Annotated in this window: 21 protein-coding genes; 14 read left to right on the top strand and 7 right to left on the bottom strand. The window is 63.1% G+C overall.

Annotated features, from left to right (window positions below):
• Positions 1-200 precede the first annotated feature (200 nt).
• Entirely contained in the window at positions 201-1,388 is a 1,188-nt protein-coding gene (locus ACEN42_RS36175) for a porin (protein WP_371882439.1), read from the top strand.
• Positions 1,389-1,462: 74 nt separating this feature from the next.
• On the opposite strand, the gene ACEN42_RS36170 is transcribed toward ACEN42_RS36175, so the two are convergent.
• Together ACEN42_RS36170 and ACEN42_RS36165 are read right to left on the bottom strand one after the other, a co-directional pair.
• Positions 1,463-1,909, bottom strand: coding sequence for a type II 3-dehydroquinate dehydratase (locus tag ACEN42_RS36170; protein WP_187603012.1), 447 nt, complete (start codon positions 1,907-1,909; stop codon positions 1,463-1,465).
• A 4-nt stretch (positions 1,910-1,913) separates the two neighbouring features.
• Positions 1,914-3,200 carry an MFS transporter gene (locus ACEN42_RS36165; RefSeq protein WP_187603687.1) on the bottom strand — a complete coding sequence of 429 codons (1,287 nt, stop codon included), beginning with the start codon at positions 3,198-3,200 and terminating at the stop codon, positions 1,914-1,916.
• Positions 3,201-3,388: 188 nt separating this feature from the next.
• On the opposite strand from ACEN42_RS36165, the gene ACEN42_RS36160 reads away from it, so the two are divergent.
• Positions 3,389-4,174: an IclR family transcriptional regulator gene (locus tag ACEN42_RS36160; protein ID WP_187603013.1), complete on the top strand. Its 786-nt coding sequence runs from the start codon at positions 3,389-3,391 to the stop codon at positions 4,172-4,174.
• Between the two features lie 9 nt (positions 4,175-4,183).
• Here ACEN42_RS36160 and ACEN42_RS36155 read toward each other — a convergent pair whose 3' ends face one another.
• Together ACEN42_RS36155 and ACEN42_RS36150 are read right to left on the bottom strand one after the other, a co-directional pair.
• Positions 4,184-4,513: a multidrug efflux SMR transporter gene (locus ACEN42_RS36155; RefSeq protein WP_371882438.1), complete on the bottom strand. Its 330-nt coding sequence runs from the start codon at positions 4,511-4,513 to the stop codon at positions 4,184-4,186.
• Positions 4,510-5,214 (bottom strand): glutathione S-transferase family protein, encoded by a 705-nt coding sequence (locus ACEN42_RS36150; RefSeq protein WP_371882437.1) that lies wholly within the window; start codon positions 5,212-5,214, stop codon positions 4,510-4,512. The genes ACEN42_RS36155 and ACEN42_RS36150 overlap by 4 nt, the downstream gene beginning before the upstream one ends.
• 121 nt (positions 5,215-5,335) lie before the next feature.
• Here ACEN42_RS36150 and ACEN42_RS36145 point away from each other — a divergent pair, with 121 nt between their 5' ends.
• Both ACEN42_RS36145 and ACEN42_RS36140 read left to right on the top strand, forming a co-directional pair.
• On the top strand, positions 5,336-6,268 hold the full coding sequence (locus ACEN42_RS36145) for a LysR family transcriptional regulator (protein WP_371882436.1): 933 nt from the start codon (positions 5,336-5,338) through the stop codon (positions 6,266-6,268).
• A gap of 129 nt (positions 6,269-6,397) precedes the next feature.
• Positions 6,398-7,288 (top strand): alpha/beta fold hydrolase, encoded by an 891-nt coding sequence (locus tag ACEN42_RS36140; protein WP_371882435.1) that lies wholly within the window; start codon positions 6,398-6,400, stop codon positions 7,286-7,288.
• 72 nt (positions 7,289-7,360) lie between these two features.
• Here the strand turns inward: ACEN42_RS36140 and ACEN42_RS36135 are convergent, their stop codons facing one another.
• The gene (locus tag ACEN42_RS36135) at positions 7,361-8,116 is read right to left on the bottom strand and encodes an SDR family NAD(P)-dependent oxidoreductase (RefSeq protein ID WP_187603018.1); all 756 of its coding nucleotides are present in this window, start codon (positions 8,114-8,116) and stop codon (positions 7,361-7,363) included.
• 124 nt (positions 8,117-8,240) lie between these two features.
• On the opposite strand from ACEN42_RS36135, the gene ACEN42_RS36130 reads away from it, so the two are divergent.
• The gene (locus tag ACEN42_RS36130; RefSeq protein WP_250486224.1) at positions 8,241-9,128 is read left to right on the top strand and encodes a LysR family transcriptional regulator; all 888 of its coding nucleotides are present in this window, start codon (positions 8,241-8,243) and stop codon (positions 9,126-9,128) included.
• Between the two features lie 12 nt (positions 9,129-9,140).
• Here ACEN42_RS36130 and ACEN42_RS36125 read toward each other — a convergent pair whose 3' ends face one another.
• On the bottom strand, positions 9,141-9,575 hold the full coding sequence (locus ACEN42_RS36125) for a hypothetical protein (protein ID WP_187603020.1): 435 nt from the start codon (positions 9,573-9,575) through the stop codon (positions 9,141-9,143).
• Positions 9,576-9,902: 327 nt separating this feature from the next.
• Between ACEN42_RS36125 and oxlT the strand changes: the two genes are divergently transcribed.
• The 4 genes from oxlT to ACEN42_RS36105 all read left to right on the top strand — a co-directional run bounded on the left by oxlT (position 9,903) and on the right by ACEN42_RS36105 (position 15,023).
• Positions 9,903-11,255, top strand: coding sequence for an oxalate/formate MFS antiporter (oxlT, locus tag ACEN42_RS36120; protein ID WP_371882434.1), 1,353 nt, complete (start codon positions 9,903-9,905; stop codon positions 11,253-11,255).
• 205 nt (positions 11,256-11,460) lie between these two features.
• Positions 11,461-13,203 carry an oxalyl-CoA decarboxylase gene (oxc, locus tag ACEN42_RS36115; RefSeq protein WP_238214114.1) on the top strand — a complete coding sequence of 581 codons (1,743 nt, stop codon included), beginning with the start codon at positions 11,461-11,463 and terminating at the stop codon, positions 13,201-13,203.
• 29 nt (positions 13,204-13,232) lie between these two features.
• Positions 13,233-14,486, top strand: a complete 1,254-nt coding sequence (gene frc / locus ACEN42_RS36110; RefSeq protein WP_238214115.1) for a formyl-CoA transferase — start codon at positions 13,233-13,235, stop codon at positions 14,484-14,486.
• A gap of 108 nt (positions 14,487-14,594) precedes the next feature.
• The gene (locus tag ACEN42_RS36105; protein WP_371882433.1) at positions 14,595-15,023 is read left to right on the top strand and encodes a PAS domain S-box protein; all 429 of its coding nucleotides are present in this window, start codon (positions 14,595-14,597) and stop codon (positions 15,021-15,023) included.
• 35 nt (positions 15,024-15,058) lie between these two features.
• Here ACEN42_RS36105 and ACEN42_RS36100 read toward each other — a convergent pair whose 3' ends face one another.
• A complete protein-coding gene (locus ACEN42_RS36100; protein ID WP_075583909.1) occupies positions 15,059-15,247 on the bottom strand; it encodes a hypothetical protein in 189 nt (62 codons plus the stop codon).
• Positions 15,248-15,383: 136 nt separating this feature from the next.
• On the opposite strand from ACEN42_RS36100, the gene ACEN42_RS36095 reads away from it, so the two are divergent.
• From ACEN42_RS36095 to kdpC, 5 genes are all read left to right on the top strand, one after another.
• A complete protein-coding gene (locus ACEN42_RS36095) occupies positions 15,384-15,491 on the top strand; it encodes a potassium ABC transporter ATPase (RefSeq protein WP_222946335.1) in 108 nt (35 codons plus the stop codon).
• The gene (gene kdpF / locus ACEN42_RS36090; protein ID WP_008350504.1) at positions 15,488-15,583 is read left to right on the top strand and encodes a K(+)-transporting ATPase subunit F; all 96 of its coding nucleotides are present in this window, start codon (positions 15,488-15,490) and stop codon (positions 15,581-15,583) included. The genes ACEN42_RS36095 and kdpF overlap by 4 nt, the downstream gene beginning before the upstream one ends.
• Positions 15,580-17,364 carry a potassium-transporting ATPase subunit KdpA gene (gene kdpA, locus ACEN42_RS36085; RefSeq protein WP_187603023.1) on the top strand — a complete coding sequence of 595 codons (1,785 nt, stop codon included), beginning with the start codon at positions 15,580-15,582 and terminating at the stop codon, positions 17,362-17,364. Before kdpF ends, kdpA begins: the two co-directional genes overlap by 4 nt.
• Positions 17,365-17,449: 85 nt before the next feature.
• Positions 17,450-19,507, top strand: coding sequence for a potassium-transporting ATPase subunit KdpB (gene kdpB / locus ACEN42_RS36080; RefSeq protein WP_187603688.1), 2,058 nt, complete (start codon positions 17,450-17,452; stop codon positions 19,505-19,507).
• A 5-nt stretch (positions 19,508-19,512) separates the two neighbouring features.
• Positions 19,513-20,088, top strand: a complete 576-nt coding sequence (gene kdpC, locus ACEN42_RS36075; protein WP_371883238.1) for a potassium-transporting ATPase subunit KdpC — start codon at positions 19,513-19,515, stop codon at positions 20,086-20,088.
• The last annotated feature ends 10 nt before the right edge of the window (positions 20,089-20,098 follow it).

The following is a 20,098-nucleotide window of genomic DNA, read 5'->3' as shown; positions in this document are numbered from 1 at the left end:
TCACGCAGGGCTGTCCAAGCCCTGCAAATCAGCTTCCCCGCAGCACAACCCCGCATTTTTTCGCATCGAAATGATAACGCTACCATCGATCGCCGCATCGATGGCGTGTGTCCCGACGCGGCTGAAACAAGCCGCAATGACCTCAGCGCGAGCCGTGGATCGATCGTCCACGCTCGCGCGATGACCCATGGAGAAGAAGAGTGAGACATAGCCGTTTGATTCCTATCGGCCTGCTCGGCCTGGCGGCGACTGCCGCGCACGCGCAAAGCGCAGTGACGTTGTTCGGCGTCGTCGATCAGGGCTTGAGCTATACGAGCAACGCGGGCGGGAAAAGTCAGTGGAGCATGGCAGGCGGCGTGTTGCAGGGCAGCCGCTGGGGCTTGCGCGGTTCGGAGGATCTCGGCGGCGGACTGAAGGCGATCTTCCTGCTCGAAAGCGGCTTCGATGCGAGCACCGGCAAGTTCACGCAAGGCGGCCTCGAGTTCGGCCGCCGCGCATACGTCGGCCTGACCGATGCGCGACTCGGCACGGTGACGCTCGGCCGTCAGTACGACATGGTGGTGGACTATCCGGGCGTGTACTCGGATCGCGCATTCGGCGGCGGCTATCTGGCGGCGCATCCGGGGGATATCGATAACTTCAACAACGGATATCGCACCAACAACTCGATCAAGTACGAGAGCCCGAATTATGCCGGGCTGCATTTCGGCGGCATGTATGGCGTGGGCGGCGTCGCGGGCGATTTCACGCGCAATCAGACCTGGTCTGTCGGCGCGGGCTATGATCGCGGGCCATTCTCATTCGGGGCCGCGTACATGAACGTGCGCAATCCCAACGTGAGCTTCTTCGGCAACAGCACGACGGGCACGCCCAGCGCCGCCGCAACGAATATCGCATCGCCGGTGTACAGCGGCTTTGCATCGGCGCACACGTACGAGGTGATCGCGGCGGGCGGTTCGTACAAGATCGGCAACGCAATTCTGGGCGCGACGTACTCGAATATCCAGTTCGGCAATCTCGGCGACACGGCGAACTCCGGGCCGAATCCGTCGGGTTATCGCGGGTCGGTGCACTTCAACAATGCTGAAGTGAACGTGCAGTACTGGTTCACGCCGGCGTTACAGATGACCGCCGCATACGACTACATGAAGGGCAGCAGCATCGCATCGACGACGGGAGAAAACGGCGGCGCAACATATCATCAGGGCGTGTTGAGCGCGGATTATTTTCTGTCCAAGCGCACCGATGTCTATGTAATGGGCGTGTATCAGCATGCGTCCGGAACGGACTCGCGCAACCGGCCGGCGGTCGCGGCGATCAACAGCCTGACGGCGTCCACGAGCGATGCGCAGACCAGCGTGCATATCGGCTTGCGGCACAAGTTCTGACGCGCGTCGCCAGTCAAGTTCGATTCGAACAACGGGCGCACGCGGACTCATTGTGGAGCGCGCGTGCGCCGGGTTCAACTCTGAACGTCCCAGAGATCGTCAGCCGCGCGAATCGCCAGCAAGTAGCCATTCGCGCCAGCGCCGCAGATCACCGCCGTCGCCGCAACCGAGATGGTGGAGTGACGATATTCCTCGGAGCGCCGATGGATGTTCGTGATATGCACTTCCACCACCGGCCGGCGCACGAGCTTGACCGCGTCGAGCACCGGAATCCGTCCGAACGAAAATCCAGCCGGGTTGATGATCAGCGCGGCGTCCTGCAGAAACGCTTCCTGAATCCAGTCGATCAACTGGCTTTCGCTGTTGGTCTGACGGAATACGCAGTCGAATTCAAGCGTATCGGCCAGCGCGAGGCAGTTCTGTTCGATGTCCTTCAGCGTCGTGCTGCCGTAGAGGTGAGGTTCCCTGACGCCCAGCATGTTCAGGTTCGAGCCATTGAGGATATAGAGCTTGCGGGTCATGGTTTCAGTGTGTAGCGCTGCGTTCGAGGGCGGTGCCTTTGGTTTCCCGGGACGTCGCGATCATGAGGAAGGAGAGGAGGTTCAGCGAGCCGCAAACCGCGACGATCGCCCACGGCGAACCGTGAAAGGCGTTGAGCAGCGCCACGGCGACAATCGGCATCGGCCCGCCGGTGAGCAGGTTCGCGCCCGAGTACGACAATGCGGATCCCGTGTAACGCGCTTCGGTCGGAAACGATTCGGCGAACCACACCGGCTGGATGCCGCTCTGGAACTGCGTGAAGCCGAGGAACGCGCCCATCACGGCCATCGTCATGCCGATCGAGTGCTGGTTGAGGATCGGAAAGTAGATCAGGCAGCAGACGAGCGTGCAGAACGAGCCGATGAGCAGCGCGCGTTTGCGCCCGATCCGGTCGCTCAGATAGCCGCCCGCCAGCGCGCCGCCAATGGCGCAGACATTCGCGACCATCAGAAGCATGAAGCCGGTCTGCTTCGGAACGCCGAGGTTCTTGGTCAGATAGCTGAGCGAGAAGACCACGATCAGGTAGAACAGCGCAGCCGGGCCGCAGAAAAACAGCGTCAGGCGCAGCGCGGTGCGCCAGTGAAATTTGAAGACGACGCCGAGCGGATTCGCAGTGCGCACGCGCTCGCCCTTGTTCTTCTTGAGCGCTTCGAAGGCCGGAGTCTCGCTGACCTTCATGCGGATATAGATGCCCAGCAGCACGAGCACGAAGCTCGCGAGGAAAGGGATTCTCCATCCGAACGATTCGAAGTCATCGGCCGAAAGCAGACCGGCCAGCGCGAACAGCGCCAGATTGGCGAGTATCTGGCTGAGCGGCGAACAGATGCCGAGCAGGCCCGAATACAGCCCGCGTTTCGTCGCGGATGCATGTTCCACCGCCATCAGTTGCGCGCCCGTCGATTCACCGCCGAGCGCGAAGCCCTGAATGATGCGCAGCGACACCAGCAGCGTCGGCGCAAGAATGCCGACCTGCTGATAGGTGGGCAGCAATCCCATCAGAAACGACGACACGCCCATCACCGAGACCGTGACCAGCATCAGGTTGCGGCGTCCCCAGCGGTCGCCGAGCATGCCGCAGATCACCGCGCCGAGCGGGCGTGCGGCCAGCCCCGCCCAGAAGCTCGCGAGCGACGCGAGCAGCGATGCGGTCGGGTCCAGCGACGGGAAAAAGAGCTTCGGAAAAATGGTTGCTGCGACCACGCCGTACAACGCGAAGTCGAACCATTCCAGCGCCGTGCCGACGGTGGCGCCCGCCACCGCGCGACGCGCCATCAAGTGAGTCTGTGCGGTTGGTTCGCCCGCGGCGATGTCTGAGTCAGCAAGAACTGACATGGTGTCTCCCCTTTGTTCGATATGGTGAAGCGTTCGTTTCCGGCCACGAACAAGTGCTATTGTTTGCGCTGCAAAGGCGGGATGTTCCGCACCGGAACTGCATTTCATATCACGAAAACAAACGGGACATGTCGCTTAAAAACGGCCTGAAAATTCTCGATTTCCTCGCGTCGCAGGGCGAAGGCGCGGGGCTTCTCGCCATCGCCGATGCTTTGGCTTTGCCGCGCAGCACGTGTCACCGGTTGCTCGTCGATCTCGTCGATAGCGGATATGTCCGGCAACTGGTCGATCACGGCCGCTACATCCTGACCATGCGCATGACGTCGAACGGGCTGGAATTTCTGAGCCTGACGGGCATCGCGGATATCGCCCAGCCGATCATCGAACGCGTCGCCGCGCGGACCGGCGAACTGGCGCGGCTGTCGCTCGTGGACGGCGAGGCGATCATCTGGGTGGGCAAGGCGGACGGACAGCGCACAGGCTTTCGCTACGATCCGGACATGGGGCAGGCGGCACGGCTTTCATGCACGTCGACCGGGCACGCATGGCTCATGACGATGACCGACGAGCAGGCGGTCGCGCTGGTGTTGAAACAGGGCTTCGGACAGCCGAACGAGTTCGGACCCAACGCGCCGACGACGCTCAAGGCGCTTCTGGGTTTTCTGCATGCGGCACGCGTGCGCGGCTACGCGATGATCGATGAAGTGTTCGCCCCGCGCATGTCGGCGGTGGCGGTGCCCGCGGTGAGCGGCTCGCGATGCGTCGGCGTCATCAGCCTGGCCGGTCCGCGCGTGCGGCTGACGGTCGAGAAGATTCACGAGTACTCGGTACTGCTGCGCGAGGCGGCCAATGAACTCGCGCAGTTGAGCAATATGGCCGGGTTTCCTGGCCGGCCGCCGCTCGGCAAGGGATAATTGCTTGCGTCAGACCGGCGCCTGCATCAGCGCCGCGATCCCCGCGATGACCAGCACCGCGCCGATAACCCTCAGCGCGCTCACGGTTTCACCGAAAAGCACGACCCCGAGCACCACGGTTCCCAGCGCGCCGATGCCGGTCCATACCGCATACGCGCTGCCCACCGGCAATAGCGCCAGCACCTTGCCGAGCAGATAGACGAAGGCCGCGAGCAGCACGATCGACAGCGCTGTCCATCCGGGGCGCGTATAGCCCTGCGTCAACTTCATCGAGACGGCCCACGCTACATCGAGCAATCCGGACAGGACGAGCAGCAGCCACGCCGCACTCTGGCTCATCGCGGTCTCTTGGCGTCGGCGCGAAGCAGGTACGCATCGCGTTCGTGCAGGAAAGCACGCAATCGCTGTGCGTAGTCCGCAGGCGCCGCGCCGATCACGCTCGGGCGCGCAGCGAGCGCGCGTCGCCATGCGATGACCTTCGGCGTATCGGTGAACACCTGAAGGTCCGCGAGTTCGTCGAATACATCGAAATAGCGAAAGATCGGCGCGAACACGGCATCGACCATGCCGAACTCGCGGCCTGCAAACCACGGCCCCGCGTTCAACACACGCTCGACCGTCGCGAACCGCTCCGCGAGCGCTTTCCGCTGGGCGTGATACGCCGATGCATCGGTGGCGATTTCCAGCTTCCATATCTCGACGAGAATCGACGAGCCGAACTCGATCCATCCACGATGCTGCGCGCGTTCGAGCGCATCCTGCGGAAGCAGCGTGCGGCCCTGCTGCGTTTCGTCGAGATACTCGCAGATCACGGCGCTTTCGAAAATCACGGCGTCTTCGCGGCCGTCACGCGCGATCATCAGCAAGGGCACTTTTCCGAGCGGCGAAAGCGTTTCGAACCATGCGGGCCTGTTCGCCAGATCGACGTAACGCTTCTCGAAACCGACGCCTCTTTCCGCCAGCACGATCGCAGCGCGCTGAACGTATGGACAAAGCGGATGACTGACGAGCGTGAGCGTCGGCGCTTCGATTAGCTTCATGACCTGCCTCCCGTTGATGTGTGTCTGCACAACGGCAGAGTAGTGGTTGCGATGATGCAAGTCCATTGTCCGCGTGAAAGCCGCGCTTGCATCGATGCAAGCGCTGGTTTAACGTCGATACATGGAAGACTGGAACGAACTCCGACTCGTGCTCGCGATTCAGCGTGGCGGCAGTCTCAATGCCGCATCCGAAGCGCTCGGCATCGATCATTCGACGGCGTATCGCCGTCTGAAGGCACTCGAAACGCAGCTCGGCGCGCGTCTGTTCGAGCGCTTGCCGGGCGGCGTGTATCAGCCGACGGAGGCCGGCGCGCGCATTGCGGCGGGCGCCGAGCGCATGGAAGATGAATTCCTTGCGCTGGGGCGCGATGTCGTCGGCGGTGATCATCGGCTGAGCGGACGCTTGCGCGTCACATCGTCGGAAACGCTCGCTTATAGCCAGCTCACCACGCATCTCGCCGCATTCCGTTTCGCGCATCCCGGCATCGTCGTCGAACTGTCGATCGAAAACCGCGTGCTCAGTCTGTCGCGGCGCGAAGCGGATATCGCGTTGCGTGCGGTTCGGCCGAAAGAGGGCGAGCTATGGGGCAAGAAGCTCGCGGACGTCGCGTGGGCGTGGTACGCCGCGCCGTCGTATGTCGCCGATGCCGGCGGCCTTCGCCGCAACTGGAAGCCCGACGATCACGCGTTGATCGGCTGGGACGAAACGGCGTCGGGCATTCGCGCGGCGCAATGGCTTGCGCTCAACGCGTCGCCGTCGTCGTTCGTGTACCGGACGAACAGTCTGGTGAATCAGTTGACCGCGGCGCGCGCGGGCATCGGCCTCGCGCTGCTGCCATGCTATCTTGGCGACGGCGATATCGGCGTCACGCGTGTCGCCGCGAATCCGGTCGCGGAACTGGAAGGCGAACTATGGATCGTCACGCATGCCGATCTTCGAAAGACCGCGCGCGTGCGAGCGTTTTTCGATGTGGTGGGAGAAGGGCTCGCGCAACAGCGTGATTTGTTCGAAGGCAAGCGCCGGAGTTCAAGGAAAGGCAACTCTTCTCGATGAAAGAAGAGTGCATTCGGCAAGATGAGGATTCCGTCGAATTGGCGACGGGTGCACCATGCATTCAACGCTGCATCAGGGCCGGTTTGAAGCGGATGCGGCACTCGATCATCTTTCACAGGAATTCTTGTCATGACTTCGATTCCCGTCGTTCGCTACCAGTCCGAAACTATCGATGGCGTCAATGTGTTCTACAGAGAAGCCGGCCCATCGGACGCGCCGGTCGTTCTTCTGCTGCACGGCTTTCCGACCTCTTCGCACATGTTTCGGAATCTGATCCCGATCCTCGCGCAGAAGTACCGCGTCGTCGCGCCCGACTATCCCGGCTTCGGTGAAAGCGACTCTCCCGATCGCGCCGCGTTCAGCTACGGCTTTCAGCGATACGCCGACATGATCGACGCGTTGCTCGGCCGGTTGAATATCGATCGCTTTGCGATGTACGTGATGGATTACGGTGCACCGGTGGGCTATCGGCTTGCGCTCAAGAATCCGTCGCGCGTGACGGGCATGATCGTTCAGAACGGCAATGCCTATACCGAAGGTCTGCGCGAGTTCTGGGATCCGATCAAGGCCTATTGGGCCGATGAGTCGGTGAAGAATCGCGAAGCGTTGCACGGCCTCGTCACGCTCGACACGACGATCTTCCAATACACGGACGGCGTTTCCGATGTGTCGAGAATCAGCCCCGATAACTGGCTGCACGATCAGGCGCTGCTCGACCGTCCGGGCAACCGCGAGATCCAGATGGATCTGTTCCTCGATTACGGAACGAACGTCCCGCTTTATCCGCAGTTTCAGGCGTTCTTCCGCGAGCACCAGCCACCGACGATCATCGTGTGGGGCAAGAACGACAAGATCTTCCCGGAAGAAGGCGCGCACCCGTATCTGCGCGATTTGCCCGATGCGGAGATGCACATTCTCGACACGGGGCATTTCGCGCTGGAAGACAAGCTCGACGAAATCGCTCCGCTGCTGCTGAGCTTTCTCGATCGTTCGATCGGCGCTGCGTCCAAAAAGGCGTAAGGCGCTCAGGTTCACTAACGACGTCCCGGACAGGCTCGAAACTGCGAGCTTGTCCGGCACGCGAGCGCTCAATCAGACCTGGGCCAGCCCGCCGTCGACAAAAAACTCGGCTCCGGCGACGAAGCTGGATTCTTCCGATCCCAGGAACAGCACGACCTTGGCGACCTCGTCCGGATCGCCGACGCGTCCGAGCGGCACGTTCGACGCCATGTAGTCGAGCAGACCCTGCTGCTGCGCCGCATCCGGGCCTGCCAGCTCGACAAGACCCGGCGTCTTCACCGGTCCCGGGCTGACGACATTCACGCGAATCCCACGCTCCTTTAGGTCCAGCGTCCAGCTACGCGCGAGACTGCGCACCGCGGCCTTCGACGCGCTGTAGACGCTGAACGCGGCGGTGCCGGTGCTGCCGGCCGTCGAGCCCGTGAGGATCACGGAAGCGCCGTCGCGCAGAAGCGGGATCGCTTTCTGAACCGTGAAGATCACGCCTTTCACGTTGCGCCCGAAGGTGTCTTCGTAATGTTCTTCGGTGATGGCGCCCAGCGGCAGCATGGAACCGCCGCCGGCATTGGCGAACAGCACGTCGATATTCGAATGCTTCTGCTGCACGGCATCGTAGAGCCGGTCGATATCCGCGAGTTTCGACATGTCCGCCCGGATGCCCACGACACGTCCGTGCATCGCTTCGACAGCCGCATCCAGCTCCTTCTGACGACGACCGGTGATGAACACCGATGCGCCTTCCGCGGCGAAGCGCTTCGCGGTCGCAAAGCCGATTCCGCTCGTACCGCCCGTCACGACCACGACCTTGTTTTCGAATTTGCCAGTCATTTTCAACTCTCCGTCTGGTTTGGCGGCGCAGGTTGCGTCGCGTTGAGAGCATCATGCCAATGAGACAATCGGCGCGGTAGACTGTGAAACCGGGTTTGATAGTTCCAAAAATGGGTCAATAGGCATGGCCGACATCAACGATTACGTGCTGTTCGCTGAAGTGGTCGGGCACGGCGGGTTCGCCGCGGCGAGCCGCGCGCTGCGCACGCCCAAATCGACCATCAGCCGCCGGATCGCCGCACTGGAAGCGCGGCTCGGGGTGCGTCTGATCGAGCGCTCGACGCGCCGCTTTCGGGTGACCGAGATCGGGCACGCCTTCCATGAGCGTTGCAGGACGATCATGCTCGACGTGCAGCAGGCCGACTCCGTCATCTCCGAGGCGCTGAGCGAACCTCGCGGGGTCATCCGCTGCAGTTGTCCGCTCGGGCTCATGCCGACACTCTCGAAGGCGTATAGCACGTTCCTCACGCGCTTCCCGAAGGCGCGCCTGCAGGTCATCGCCGTGGATCGCCCGGTCGATCTGATCGAGGAACGTATCGACATCGCCATTCGCGTGCGCGTGCGGCTGGATACGGACGCGTCGCTGATCGTGCGCACGCTGGGGCACTCGAGCCGCATCCTGGTGGCTGCACCTTCGGTCGCGTCGCTCTGCATGAGCGGGGACATCGCCGCGCTCTCCGCCTTGCCGACGCTCGCGACCACGGATCAGATGGGCGAGATCGAGTGGACCTTCACCGGACCGGACGATGCATCGCATACGATCCGGAGCGAGCCGCGGATGACGTGCGTGGACTATGTCTCACTGCGCGATAGCGCGATGGCGGGACTCGGCGTCGCGTTGCTGCCCGATCACGCATGCCGGGAGCAACTCGCGAGCGGCGCGCTCGTTCATGTGTTTCCGGAATGGAAAACGGAGAGTGGCATCGTCCATCTCGTATTCACCACGCGCCGAGGATTGCCGCCCGTCGTCCGTGCGTTCATCGACCACGTGGCGTCCGTTTTCCAGCTTTGAAGCGCTTGCCGCTCAGTCGTGACGGTGATGCTTGTGGTGCTTGCCGTGATGACCGCGGCTGTAGTCGTCCTCGTACGAGTTCGAGCGCGAGACGTTGCCGCCCAGCGCTGCGCCGGCGCCACCGCCCAGCGCCGCGCCCATCAGGCCACCGCCACGGCCGCCCATCGCGTTGCCTGCCGCTGTGCCCGCGCCGCCGCCCAGCGCGCCGCCGACGATCGCGCCCGTGCGCTCGCGCCGGTTCGACGTGACCGCGCCGCCAGCGCCGCCGCCGACCGCACCGCCGAGCACCGCGCCCGTGCTGCCGCCTACAGCGCCGCCGAGCGCCGCTCCGGCCACACCGCCGAGCGCGCCGCCGAGCGCATTGTTCATGTCGCCAGCCAGGGCCGGCACCGAGGCCGCCGCCGTGAGGGCTGCGACAGCAAGAAGTTTGATGATTCGTTTCGACATTGTTCGGACGTTTGATTTTGAGACGACGCCGAGTATAACCGCAGCGCTGAAAGGCTTTAGTAACGCGATCCGCCCCCGTCGGTAAGAGGTGTAACAAGTTCGCGATGGCTGCCGATGCCACCGCGCGCCGTCATCCATTCACGATCGTGAATCCATATCGAAATTTTTTATAACTTTCCCCTATCGTTTTTCTGCCGCACGATGGTCTCGTGTATTTCCCCGATCCCCTTTGCATCGGGGCCGCGTGTCTCGCCACCGATGCATCGCGTCGGTTTTCGCAGTACCTCAGGCGCCGAACGAGCGCAATGACACATAACGGAGACAGACATGGCAAGCGCAGATACGGCGGTCGCCGGGCAGTGGCACGGACGTCGTCATAACAGGTGGGTGCAGTTGGTGATCGGTATCGTCTGCATGGGGCTCGTGGCCAATTTCCAGTACGCGTGGACGTTGTTCGTGATTCCGATGGACGCAAAGCATCACTGGGGGCAGGCGGCGATTCAGACCGCGTTCACGATCTTCATCGTCACCGAGACGTGGCTCGTGCCCGTCGAAGGCTGGCTCGTCGACAAGTTCGGACCACGGCCCGTGGTGATGGGCGGCGCGATCTGCGCGGCGATCGGCTGGATCATCGACGCCCATGCCACCACGCTCATGCATCTGTACATCGCCGCCGTGGTCGCGGGCATCGGCGCGGGCTGCGTGTATGGCACGTGCGTCGGCACGGCGCTCAAGTGGTTTCCGGACAAGCGCGGTCTCGCGGCCGGTCTGACGGCGGCGGGCTTCGGAGCGGGCGCGGCCGTCACCGTGATCCCGATCTCGAACATGATCCAGCACTCCGGCTACGAAAGCGCCTTCATGTTCTTCGGCAGCCTGCAAGGCGCGGTCATCTTCGTGCTCGCGCTGTTGCTCGTGCGGCCGAAACCGCCCGCGAACATCGTGCCGGCCAAACGCGTCGTCGCTACCAAGATCGACTATACGACCGGGCAGATGGTGCGAGCGCCCATCTTCTGGGTGCTGTATCTGATGTTCGTCGCGGTGGCGGCGGGCGGCGTGATCGCCACCGCGCAGTTCGGGCCGATCGCCAAGGAATACGGCTTCGCGAACATGCCGGTGAGTCTCCTCGGCGCGACGTTGCCGCTGCTCGCGATGACGCTGTCCATCGATAACCTCTGCAACGGCTTCACGCGCCCGCTATGCGGCTTCATCTCGGACAAGATCGGCCGCGAAAACACCATGTTCATCATCTTCCTGGGCGAAGGCGTCGCGCTGCTCGGGCTGATGGAGTTCGGGCACGATCCGTATCTCTTCATGCTGTTCGCGGCGATGACGTTCCTGTGCTGGGGCGAAATCTTCTCGATCTTCCCCGCGACTTGCGCCGATACCTTCGGCAGCAAATACGCCGCCGCCAACGCGGGGACGCTCTACACCGCGAAGGGCACGGCCTCGATGATGGTGCCGCTTGCTTCGGTGCTGGCGTCGCTCGGCTCGTGGAACACCGTGTTCATCGCTACGGCGATCACATCGATCGCGGCGGGCATCTGCGCCAAGTTCGTCCTCGCGCCGATGCGCCGGCGCTGGATAGAGAACACGCTCGTGGAGGCTTCGCCGCAGCCGGTCATCGGCATGGCCTTTCAGCCTGACTGGACGGAAGCGCCGAGCAAGTCTTCAACCCGATGACGACGTCCGGCATGCGTGCTTCATAGGGTCGGCGAGGGGCCGCGCGACAGAGATGTCCGCGGCCCTTGCGCCATGCCGCAATGCACCAGAGCGTGCGCCGTAACTCTCCCTCAGTTTTTCGCACAAAACTCAAAATAAAGCTTTGACAAATGCAGTATCTGATATCTAGTATATCAGCACATAACCGGCCCTCAGGAGGAGACAAATGGCAGACGTACTCGAGGCAACAACGCAGGCGCCCGTTGAAACGAAGGCGCCGCAAGTGACCGATGGCTTTCACCTCGTCATCGATGCGCTGAAGCTGAACGACATCGACACGATCTTCGGTCTCGTCGGCATTCCGATCACCGACCTCGCGCGCCTCGCGCAGGCGGAAGGTATGCGCTTCATCGGCTTTCGTCATGAGCAGCACGCGGGCAATGCGGCCGCGATCGCGGGCTACATGACGCAGAAGCCGGGTATCTGCCTGACCGTGTCGGCGCCCGGCTTCCTGAACGGACTGACCGCGCTCGCCAACGCGACCACCAATTGCTTTCCGATGATCCTGATCAGCGGCTCCAGCGAGCGCGAGATCGTCGATCTGCAGCAGGGCGATTACGAAGAGATGGACCAGTTGAACGCGGCGAAGCCCTATGCGAAGGCCGCGTACCGCGTGCTGCATGCGGAGGACATCGGCGTCGGCATCGCGCGTGCGATCCGCGCAGCCGTTTCGGGACGTCCGGGCGGCGTGTATCTCGATCTGCCCGCCAAGCTGCTCTCGCAGACGATGGACGCGCTCAAGGGCCAGCAATCGCTCATCAAGGTCGTGGACGCCGCGCCGCGTCAGTTGCCGTCGCCGGATTCGGTGAAGCGCGCGCTCGACGTGATCAAGAGCGCGAAGCGTCCGCTGATCCTGCTCGGCAAGGGCGCGGCCTACGCGCAGGCCGACGCGCAGATTCGCGAGCTGGTCGAGAAGAGCGGCATTCCGTATCTGCCGATGTCGATGGCGAAGGGCCTGTTGCCCGACACGCATGAGCAGTCGGCGTCGGCCGCGCGTTCGTTCGTGCTGCAGGAAGCGGATTGCGTCGTGCTGATCGGCGCGCGTCTGAACTGGCTGCTTGCGCACGGCAAGGGCAAGACCTGGGGCGCGGCGCCCAAGCAGTTCGTGCAGATCGACATCTCGCCGACCGAAATCGACAGCAACGTCGCGATCGCCGCGCCGGTGATCGGCGACATCGGCTCATGCGTGTCGGCGCTCGTCGCGGGCATCGGCGCGGGCTTCCCGAAGCCGTCGAGCGAATGGACGGGCGCGATCAACGAGCGCAAAAACAAGAACCTCGAAAAGATGGCGGCGACGCTTGCGAAGAATCCGTCGCCGATGAACTTCCACAGCGCGCTGCGCGCCATCCGCGATGTACTGAAGACCCGCCCCGACATCAACGTCGTGAACGAAGGTGCGAACACGCTCGACTATGCGCGCAGCATCATCGACATGTACGAGCCGCGCAAGCGCTTCGATTCGGGCACCTGGGGAATCATGGGCATCGGCATGGGCTTCTCGATCGGCGCGGCGGTGACGAGCGGCAAGCAGGTCGTCGCGATCGAAGGCGACAGCGCGTTCGGCTTCAGCGGCATGGAACTCGAAACCATCTGCCGATACGACTTGCCGGTCTGCACCATCGTCTTCAACAACAACGGCGTGTATCGCGGCACCGATGTGAATCCTACGGGTGGCAAGGACGTCGCGCCCACCGTGTTCGTGAAGAACGCGCGCTACGACAAGATGATCGAGGCATTCGGCGGGATCGGCTTCAACGCGACGACGCCGGAAGAGTTGACGCACGCACTGGAAGAGGCGATCAGATCGGGCAAGCCGACGCTGATCAACGCAGTGATCGATGAAGCGGCCGGCACGGAGAGCGGACGCCTGACGAATCTGAATCCGCAAAGCGCGGCGATGAAAAAGTAACGACGAAAAAGCCACCCAGGAGAACTCAATTGAGCGACAAACCACTCAAAGGCATCAAGATCATCGACTTCACGCACGTGCAAGCCGGTCCCGCATGCACTCAGATGCTGGCCTGGTTCGGTGCGGATGTGATCAAGGTTGAACGTCCCGGGTCGGGCGACGTCACGCGCAACCAGTTGCGCGACATTCCGGACGCCGACGCGCTGTATTTCACGATGCTCAACAGCAACAAGCGCTCGTTGACGCTCGATACGAAAACGGACGAAGGCAAGGAAGTGCTCACCAAGCTGATCCGCGAATCGGACGTGCTGGTCGAGAACTTCGGTCCGGGCGCGCTGGACCGCATGGGCTTCTCGTGGGAAAACATCCACGAACTGAACAAGAAGTTGATCGTGGCATCCGTCAAGGGCTTCAGCGACGGTCACCATTACGACGACCTGAAGGTCTATGAAAACGTCGCGCAATGCGCGGGCGGCGCGGCATCGACGACGGGCTTCTGGGACGGCCCGCCGACCATCAGCGCGGCCGCGCTCGGCGACAGCAACACCGGCATGCATCTGGCGATCGGCATTCTCACGGCGATCATCGGCCGCCAGCAAACGGGCAAGGGGCAGAAAGTCGCCGTATCGATGCAGGACAGCGTGCTCAACCTGTGCCGCGTGAAACTGCGCGATCAGCAGCGTCTGGACCGCATCGGCTATCTCGAGGAATATCCGCAATATCCGCACGGCACGTTCAGCGATGTGGTGCCGCGCGGCGGCAATGCGGGCGGCGGCGGACAGCCGGGCTGGGTGCTCAAGTGCAAGGGCTGGGAAACCGATCCGAACGCGTATATCTACTTCACGATTCAGGGTCACGCGTGGGCGCCGATCTGCCGCGCAATCGGCAAACCGGAATGGATTCAGGACCCGAACTACATGACGGCCGAAGCGCGCCAGCCGCACATCTTCGATATCTTCAATACGATCGAAGCATGGCTTGCCGACAAGACCAAGTTCGAAGCCGTCGATATCCTGCGCAAGTTCGATATCCCGTGCGCGCCGGTGCTGACGATGAAGGAACTCGCGAACGATGAATCGTTGCGCGCGAGCGGCTCGATCGTCGAAGTGGATCACAAGGTGCGCGGCAAGTACCTCACGGTCGGCAGCCCGATCAAGTTCTCGGATCTGAAGCCGGAAATCACGGGCTCGCCGCTTTTGGGCGAGCACACCGAGGAAGTGTTGCTCGAGCTTGGCTATAGCCCGGAGCAGGTTGCACGCATGCAGGAGTTGCGCGCCGTTTGATGCAGTAGTTTCAGAAGGAAAAGGGAAATCGCTGCCTTCTGCTGTCCGGCTTTTTTGCGGCAGAATGGCAGCGCCCTTCAAAAATACTATATCGATCCGGACGACACCATGACCCACACCATCGACTACGAACAGCTCGTCAATGCGATCGGCGATGCCGTGATCATTTCGGACGCGAGCGGCGCGATCACGTTATGGAATCCGGCGGCCGAACGCATGTTCGGCTTCACCCAGAGCGAAGCATTGGGACAGTCGCTGGACCTGATCATCCCGGAACGCCTGCGCGGCCGTCACTGGGACGGCTATCACAAGACGATGGCGACCGGCGAGACGCGTTACGGACACGATCTGCTCAAGGTGCCCGCCGTCGATAAGGCCGGACGCACGATGTCGATTGCGTTCACGGTCGCGCTGTTGCAATCGCAAGGCGAAGTGACCGGCATCGTCGCGATCATACGCGATGAGACGGCGCGCTTTCAGGAAGATCGCGCGTTACGCAAGCGCATCGCGGAGCTGGAGGCAAAAGCCACCGCTTGAGGATCAGTTCGAACCGCTGACCTGCAACACCGCGATCAGCGGCGCCCGCTGCGTCCCCACACGTAGCGCACCCATCTTTGCCATCGGGATTTCGGCGCAACTGATTTATGCGCGGCCTGCGCTTCGCGGTCGCGCTCGACCGATTTCCGCACCTGTTCGTGGATCTCCCGCAACGTCATTCCACCTGGGCCTTTCAGCTGCTCGGGATCGGGATCGTCTGTCATAAAAATCGCCTCGCGAGAATGGCAGTCCACATCTTTACACCATTTTTATACCTTCTCCCGACCTCTTGTTAAGTCGTTTACGTCCGTTTTCGTATTCTCCACCCTGTCCTGAACCGCATAAGGGGAGAACACCAAAATGGACTTCATTTATCTCGCCGGCATCGTCCTGTTCTGGGGACTTTGCGTGGCGCTCACACGCGGCTGCGAGCGACTGAGCCGCCGCGCGACGGGAGGCCGTCCATGAGCGCCTGGATGTTGTGGCTCGCGGCGGCTTCCACGCTGCTGCTCTTCGTGTACCTCGTGTACGCGCTTTTGCGTGCGGAGGATCTCGAATGAACGCCAATACCTTCATGCAGACGGCGATTTTCATCGTCGTTCTGATCGCACTCGCCATTCCGCTCGGCCGCTATATCTCGAACGTGCTCGACGGATCGTCCGTCGTCGTGCGCAGGATCGGGCGTCCGGTCGAGAACGTGCTGTATCGCATCGCCGGCGTCGATCCCGATGCCGAGATGTCGTGGAAGCACTACGCGCTCGCCGTGATGCTCTTCAACGTGCTCGGCGCGCTCGTGCTGTATGCCATCCTGCGTCTGCAAGGCATGCTGCCGGCCAATCCGCAAGGCTTCGCCGCGATGTCGCCGGACGCCGCGTTCAACACCGCCGTCAGCTTCGTGACCAACACGAACTGGCAGGATTACGGCGGCGAGAGCACGCTCGGCTATCTCGCGCAGATGCTCGGCCTCACCGTGCAGAACTTCCTGTCGGCGGCGACCGGCATCGCGGTGGTCATCGCGCTGATCCGCGGCTTCAAGCGCCATTCCGCGCAGACCATCGGCAATTTCTGGGTCGATCTGACGCGCACGACGCTCTACATTCTCGCGCCGCTCGCGGTCGTCTTCGCGCTCGTCTTCGTGAGCCAGGGCGCGATCCAGAACTTCAGGGCATATCAGGACGTATCGACGCTGCAGGTCACGAGCTATCAGACGCAATCGACCGACGCGCAGGGCAAGTCCGTCACGCAAACGCTCAAGGCCGACAAGCAGACTTTGCCGATGGGCCCGGTCGCCTCGCAGGAAGCGATCAAGATGCTCGGCACCAACGGCGGCGGCTTCTTCAACGCCAACTCCGCGCACCCGTACGAGAACCCGACGCCGTTCTCGAACTTCATGCAGATGCTCGCCATGCTGATCATTCCGGCGGCGCTGTGCGTGGTGTTCGGACGCACGGTCGGCGACAGGCGCCAGGGCTATGCCGTGCTCGCGGCGATGACCATCGCGTTCGCCGCTGCATGCCTGTTCGAGATCTCGGCGGAGCAGGCGGGCAATCCAGTCTATGCGTCGCTGCACGTCGATACGCAGGCGTCCGCGTTGCAGGCGGGCGGCAACATGGAAGGCAAGGAAACGCGTCTGGGCATCGCGCAGTCGGGCATCTTCACGGTCGCGACGACCTCGGCTTCGTGTGGCGCGGTCAGCAACACGCACGATTCGCTCACCCCGCTCGGCGGCCTCGTGCCGATGCTCCTGATCCAGCTCGGCGAAGTGATCTTCGGCGGCGTCGGTTCCGGGCTCTACGGCATGCTCGCGTTCGCATTGCTGGCGGTGTTCGTCGCCGGACTGATGATCGGCCGCACGCCCGAGTACGTCGGCAAGAAGATCGAATCGTTCGAAATGAAGATGGTGTCCATCGTCATTCTGCTGACGCCGCTGCTGGTGCTCGTGGGCACGTCGGTCGCCGTTCTGAGCGCGGCGGGCACGGCGGGCATCGCGAATCCGGGCGCGCACGGCTTCTCCGAAATCCTCTATGCGTTCAGCTCGGCCGCCAACAACAACGGCAGCGCGTTCGGAGGTCTTTCGGTGAACACGCCCTTCTATAACTCGATGCTCGGCATCGCGATGTGGTTTGGCCGCTTCGGCTCGCTTATCCCGATTCTCGCGATCGCCGGTTCGCTCGCCGCGAAGAAGCGTCTCGCCGTGACGGCGGGCACCTTGCCGACGCACGGTCCGCTTTTCGTGGTCCTTCTGCTCGGCACGCTGCTGCTCGTCGGCGCGCTCACCTACGTGCCCGCGCTCGCGCTCGGACCCATCGTCGAGCACATCACCATGATCGCAGGCCATTGAAGTCGAGGACAGCATGACTCAAATGAATCAACCGCCGATGCACCGTCCCGAGAATCTGGGGCAGGCACGCACGGCCGTACGTTCGATGTTCGACCCGGCGCTGGTCAAGCCGGCGATCGTCGATTCGTTCAAAAAGCTCGCGCCGCGCACGCAGTTGCGCAACCCGGTGATGTTCTGCGTCTATGTCGGCAGCATTCTGACGACGGTGCTCTTCTTCGCCGCGCTTGCAGGCCAGGCCGAAGCGCCCGCGGGCTTTATCCTCGCGATCGCGCTGTGGCTGTGGTTCACGGTGCTCTTCGCGAACTTCGCGGAAGCGCTCGCGGAAGGGCGCTCGAAGGCGCAGGCCGCATCGCTGCGTCAGGCGAAGCACAACGTGATGGCGAAGAAGCTCAACGAACCGCATCCGAAGTCGCCGATCCGCATCACGACATCCACCGATCTGCGCAAAGGCGACGTGGTGCTCGTCGAAGCAGGCGATGTGATCCCCGCCGACGGCGACGTGATCGAAGGCGTCGCGTCCGTGGACGAATCCGCGATCACGGGCGAATCCGCGCCGGTGATCCGCGAGTCGGGCGGCGACTTTTCATCGGTGACGGGCGGCACGCGCGTGCTCTCCGACTGGATCGTCGTGCGCGTGGGCGTGAATCCCGGCGAGGCCTTTCTCGACCGCATGATCGCGATGGTCGAGGGCGCCAAGCGCCAGAAGACGCCGAACGAAATCGCGCTGACGATCCTGCTCGTCGCGCTGACGCTCGTGCTGCTCTTCGCCACGGCCACGCTGCTGCCGTTCTCGATGTTCTCCGTGGAAGCGGCGAAGCAGGGCCATGTGGTGACGATCACCGCGCTCGTCGCGCTGCTCGTGTGCCTGATTCCGACGACCATCGGCGGCCTGCTTTCGGCCATCGGCGTCGCGGGCATGAGCCGTATGATGCAGGCGAACGTGATCGCCACGTCGGGCCGCGCGGTCGAAGCGGCGGGCGACGTCGACGTGCTGCTGCTCGACAAGACCGGCACGATCACGCTCGGCAATCGTCAGGCGTCGATGTTCGTCGCGGCGCCGGGCATCGCCGAGCGCGATCTCGCCGATGCCGCGCAACTCGCATCGCTCGCCGATGAAACGCCGGAAGGCCGCAGCATCGTCGTGCTGGCGAAGCAGCGCTTCAATATCCGCGAGCGCGACATGGCGACACTGCACGCGACCTTTCTCGCGTTCACGGCGCAGACGCGCATGAGCGGCGTCGATCTTCCCGGCCGCGAGATCCGCAAGGGCGCGGCCGACGCGGTGAGGAAGTACGTCGAGGAGCGCGGCGGGCGCTTTCCGCAGGAAGTGCAGAACGCCGTCGATGACATCGCGCGGCGCGGCAGCACGCCGCTCGTCGTGGCGGAGCGCGTGAACGAAACGGCGCGCGCGCTCGGCGTGATCGAGCTGAAGGACATCGTGAAGGGCGGCATCAAGGAGCGCTTCGCGGAACTGCGCAAGATGGGCATCAAGACGGTGATGGTGACCGGCGACAACCGCCTCACGGCCGCGGCGATCGCGGCGGAAGCGGGCGTCGACGACTTCCTCGCCGAAGCGACGCCCGAAGCGAAGCTCTCGACGATCCGCGCGCATCAGGCCGAGGGACGTCTGGTCGCGATGACCGGCGACGGCACCAACGACGCCCCCGCGCTCGCGCAGGCCGACGTCGCAGTGGCGATGAACACCGGCACGCAGGCCGCGAAGGAAGCGGGCAACATGGTCGATCTGGACTCGAATCCGACCAAGCTGATCGAGATCGTCGAGATCGGCAAGCAGATGCTGATGACGCGCGGCTCGCTCACGACGTTCTCGATTGCCAACGACGTCGCCAAGTACTTCGCGATCATCCCGGCGGCGTTCGCGACGACCTATCCGCAACTTCGGGTGCTGGACGTGATGCATCTGGCGTCCCCTTCGTCGGCTATCTTGTCGGCGGTGATCTTCAACGCGCTGATCATCGTGTTCCTGATTCCGCTCGCGCTCAAGGGCGTGAAGTATCGCGCGCTGGGCGCCGCCTCGCTCCTGCGCCGCAACCTGCTGATTTACGGCCTCGGCGGCATCATCCTGCCGTTCCCGTTCATCAAGCTCATCGACATGGTCATTACCGCACTTGGCTGGAGTTAAACATGATGAAGACAATTTTGCGTCCGGCGATCGTGTTGTTCGTCGCGCTGACGGTGCTCACGGGACTGGTTTATCCTGCTGTCGTCACCGCGATCGGGCAGGCGGCGTTCCCGCATCAGGCGAACGGCAGTCTGATCGAGCGCGACGGCAAGACGGTCGGCTCGGAGATCATCGGACAGCAGTTCGATGCGCCGCAGTACTTCTGGGGACGTCTGTCGGCGACGACGCCGAATCCGTACAACGCGGGCAGTTCGAGCGGCTCGAATCTCGGGCCGACCAACCCCGCGCTCGCCGATGAGATCAAGGGGCGCATCGACGCGCTCCACGCCGCCGATCCGGACAACCGCTCGCCGTTGCCCGTCGATCTCGTGACGTCCTCCGGCAGCGGCCTCGATCCGGAGATCAGTCCGGCGGCGGCGGCTTATCAGGTCGCGCGTGTGGCGAAGGCGCGCGGAATGACGTCCGCGCAGGTCGAGGCGCTCGTCGGCGAGGCCACGAGCGCGCGCCAGTTCGGCGTGCTCGGCGAGCCGCGCGTGAACGTGCTGAAGCTCAATCTGGCGCTGGATTCGGCGCGCGGCTGATACAGTGCGC

Origin of the sequence: Caballeronia sp. S22 (assembly GCF_964261745.1) — a bacterium.
Classification (GTDB): Bacteria; Pseudomonadota; Gammaproteobacteria; order Burkholderiales; family Burkholderiaceae; genus Caballeronia; species Caballeronia jiangsuensis.
This window is presented reverse-complemented; position numbering and strand designations above follow the sequence as displayed.

Bases quoted from the DNA above. Each gene is read 5' to 3' on its own strand.
- ACEN42_RS36135 (WP_187603018.1), bottom strand. From the start codon at position 8,116: ATGACTGGCAAATTCGAAAACAAGGTCGTGGTCGTGACGGGCGGTACG.
- kdpF (WP_008350504.1), top strand. From the start codon at position 15,488: ATGAGCGCCTGGATGTTGTGGCTCGCGGCGGCTTCCACGCTGCTGCTC.
- ACEN42_RS36130 (WP_250486224.1), top strand. From the start codon at position 8,241: ATGGCCGACATCAACGATTACGTGCTGTTCGCTGAAGTGGTCGGGCAC.
- ACEN42_RS36100 (WP_075583909.1), bottom strand. From the start codon at position 15,247: ATGACAGACGATCCCGATCCCGAGCAGCTGAAAGGCCCAGGTGGAATG.
- ACEN42_RS36155 (WP_371882438.1), bottom strand. From the start codon at position 4,513: ATGAGCCAGAGTGCGGCGTGGCTGCTGCTCGTCCTGTCCGGATTGCTC.
- kdpA (WP_187603023.1), top strand. From the start codon at position 15,580: ATGAACGCCAATACCTTCATGCAGACGGCGATTTTCATCGTCGTTCTG.
- ACEN42_RS36165 (WP_187603687.1), bottom strand. From the start codon at position 3,200: ATGGCGCGTCGCGCGGTGGCGGGCGCCACCGTCGGCACGGCGCTGGAA.
- ACEN42_RS36145 (WP_371882436.1), top strand. From the start codon at position 5,336: ATGGAAGACTGGAACGAACTCCGACTCGTGCTCGCGATTCAGCGTGGC.
- ACEN42_RS36170 (WP_187603012.1), bottom strand. From the start codon at position 1,909: ATGACCCGCAAGCTCTATATCCTCAATGGCTCGAACCTGAACATGCTG.
- kdpC (WP_371883238.1), top strand. From the start codon at position 19,513: ATGAAGACAATTTTGCGTCCGGCGATCGTGTTGTTCGTCGCGCTGACG.
- ACEN42_RS36160 (WP_187603013.1), top strand. From the start codon at position 3,389: ATGTCGCTTAAAAACGGCCTGAAAATTCTCGATTTCCTCGCGTCGCAG.
- ACEN42_RS36140 (WP_371882435.1), top strand. From the start codon at position 6,398: ATGACTTCGATTCCCGTCGTTCGCTACCAGTCCGAAACTATCGATGGC.
- ACEN42_RS36150 (WP_371882437.1), bottom strand. From the start codon at position 5,214: ATGAAGCTAATCGAAGCGCCGACGCTCACGCTCGTCAGTCATCCGCTT.
- oxc (WP_238214114.1), top strand. From the start codon at position 11,461: ATGGCAGACGTACTCGAGGCAACAACGCAGGCGCCCGTTGAAACGAAG.
- ACEN42_RS36105 (WP_371882433.1), top strand. From the start codon at position 14,595: ATGACCCACACCATCGACTACGAACAGCTCGTCAATGCGATCGGCGAT.
- oxlT (WP_371882434.1), top strand. From the start codon at position 9,903: ATGGCAAGCGCAGATACGGCGGTCGCCGGGCAGTGGCACGGACGTCGT.
- kdpB (WP_187603688.1), top strand. From the start codon at position 17,450: ATGTTCGACCCGGCGCTGGTCAAGCCGGCGATCGTCGATTCGTTCAAA.
- ACEN42_RS36125 (WP_187603020.1), bottom strand. From the start codon at position 9,575: ATGTCGAAACGAATCATCAAACTTCTTGCTGTCGCAGCCCTCACGGCG.
- ACEN42_RS36095 (WP_222946335.1), top strand. From the start codon at position 15,384: ATGGACTTCATTTATCTCGCCGGCATCGTCCTGTTCTGGGGACTTTGC.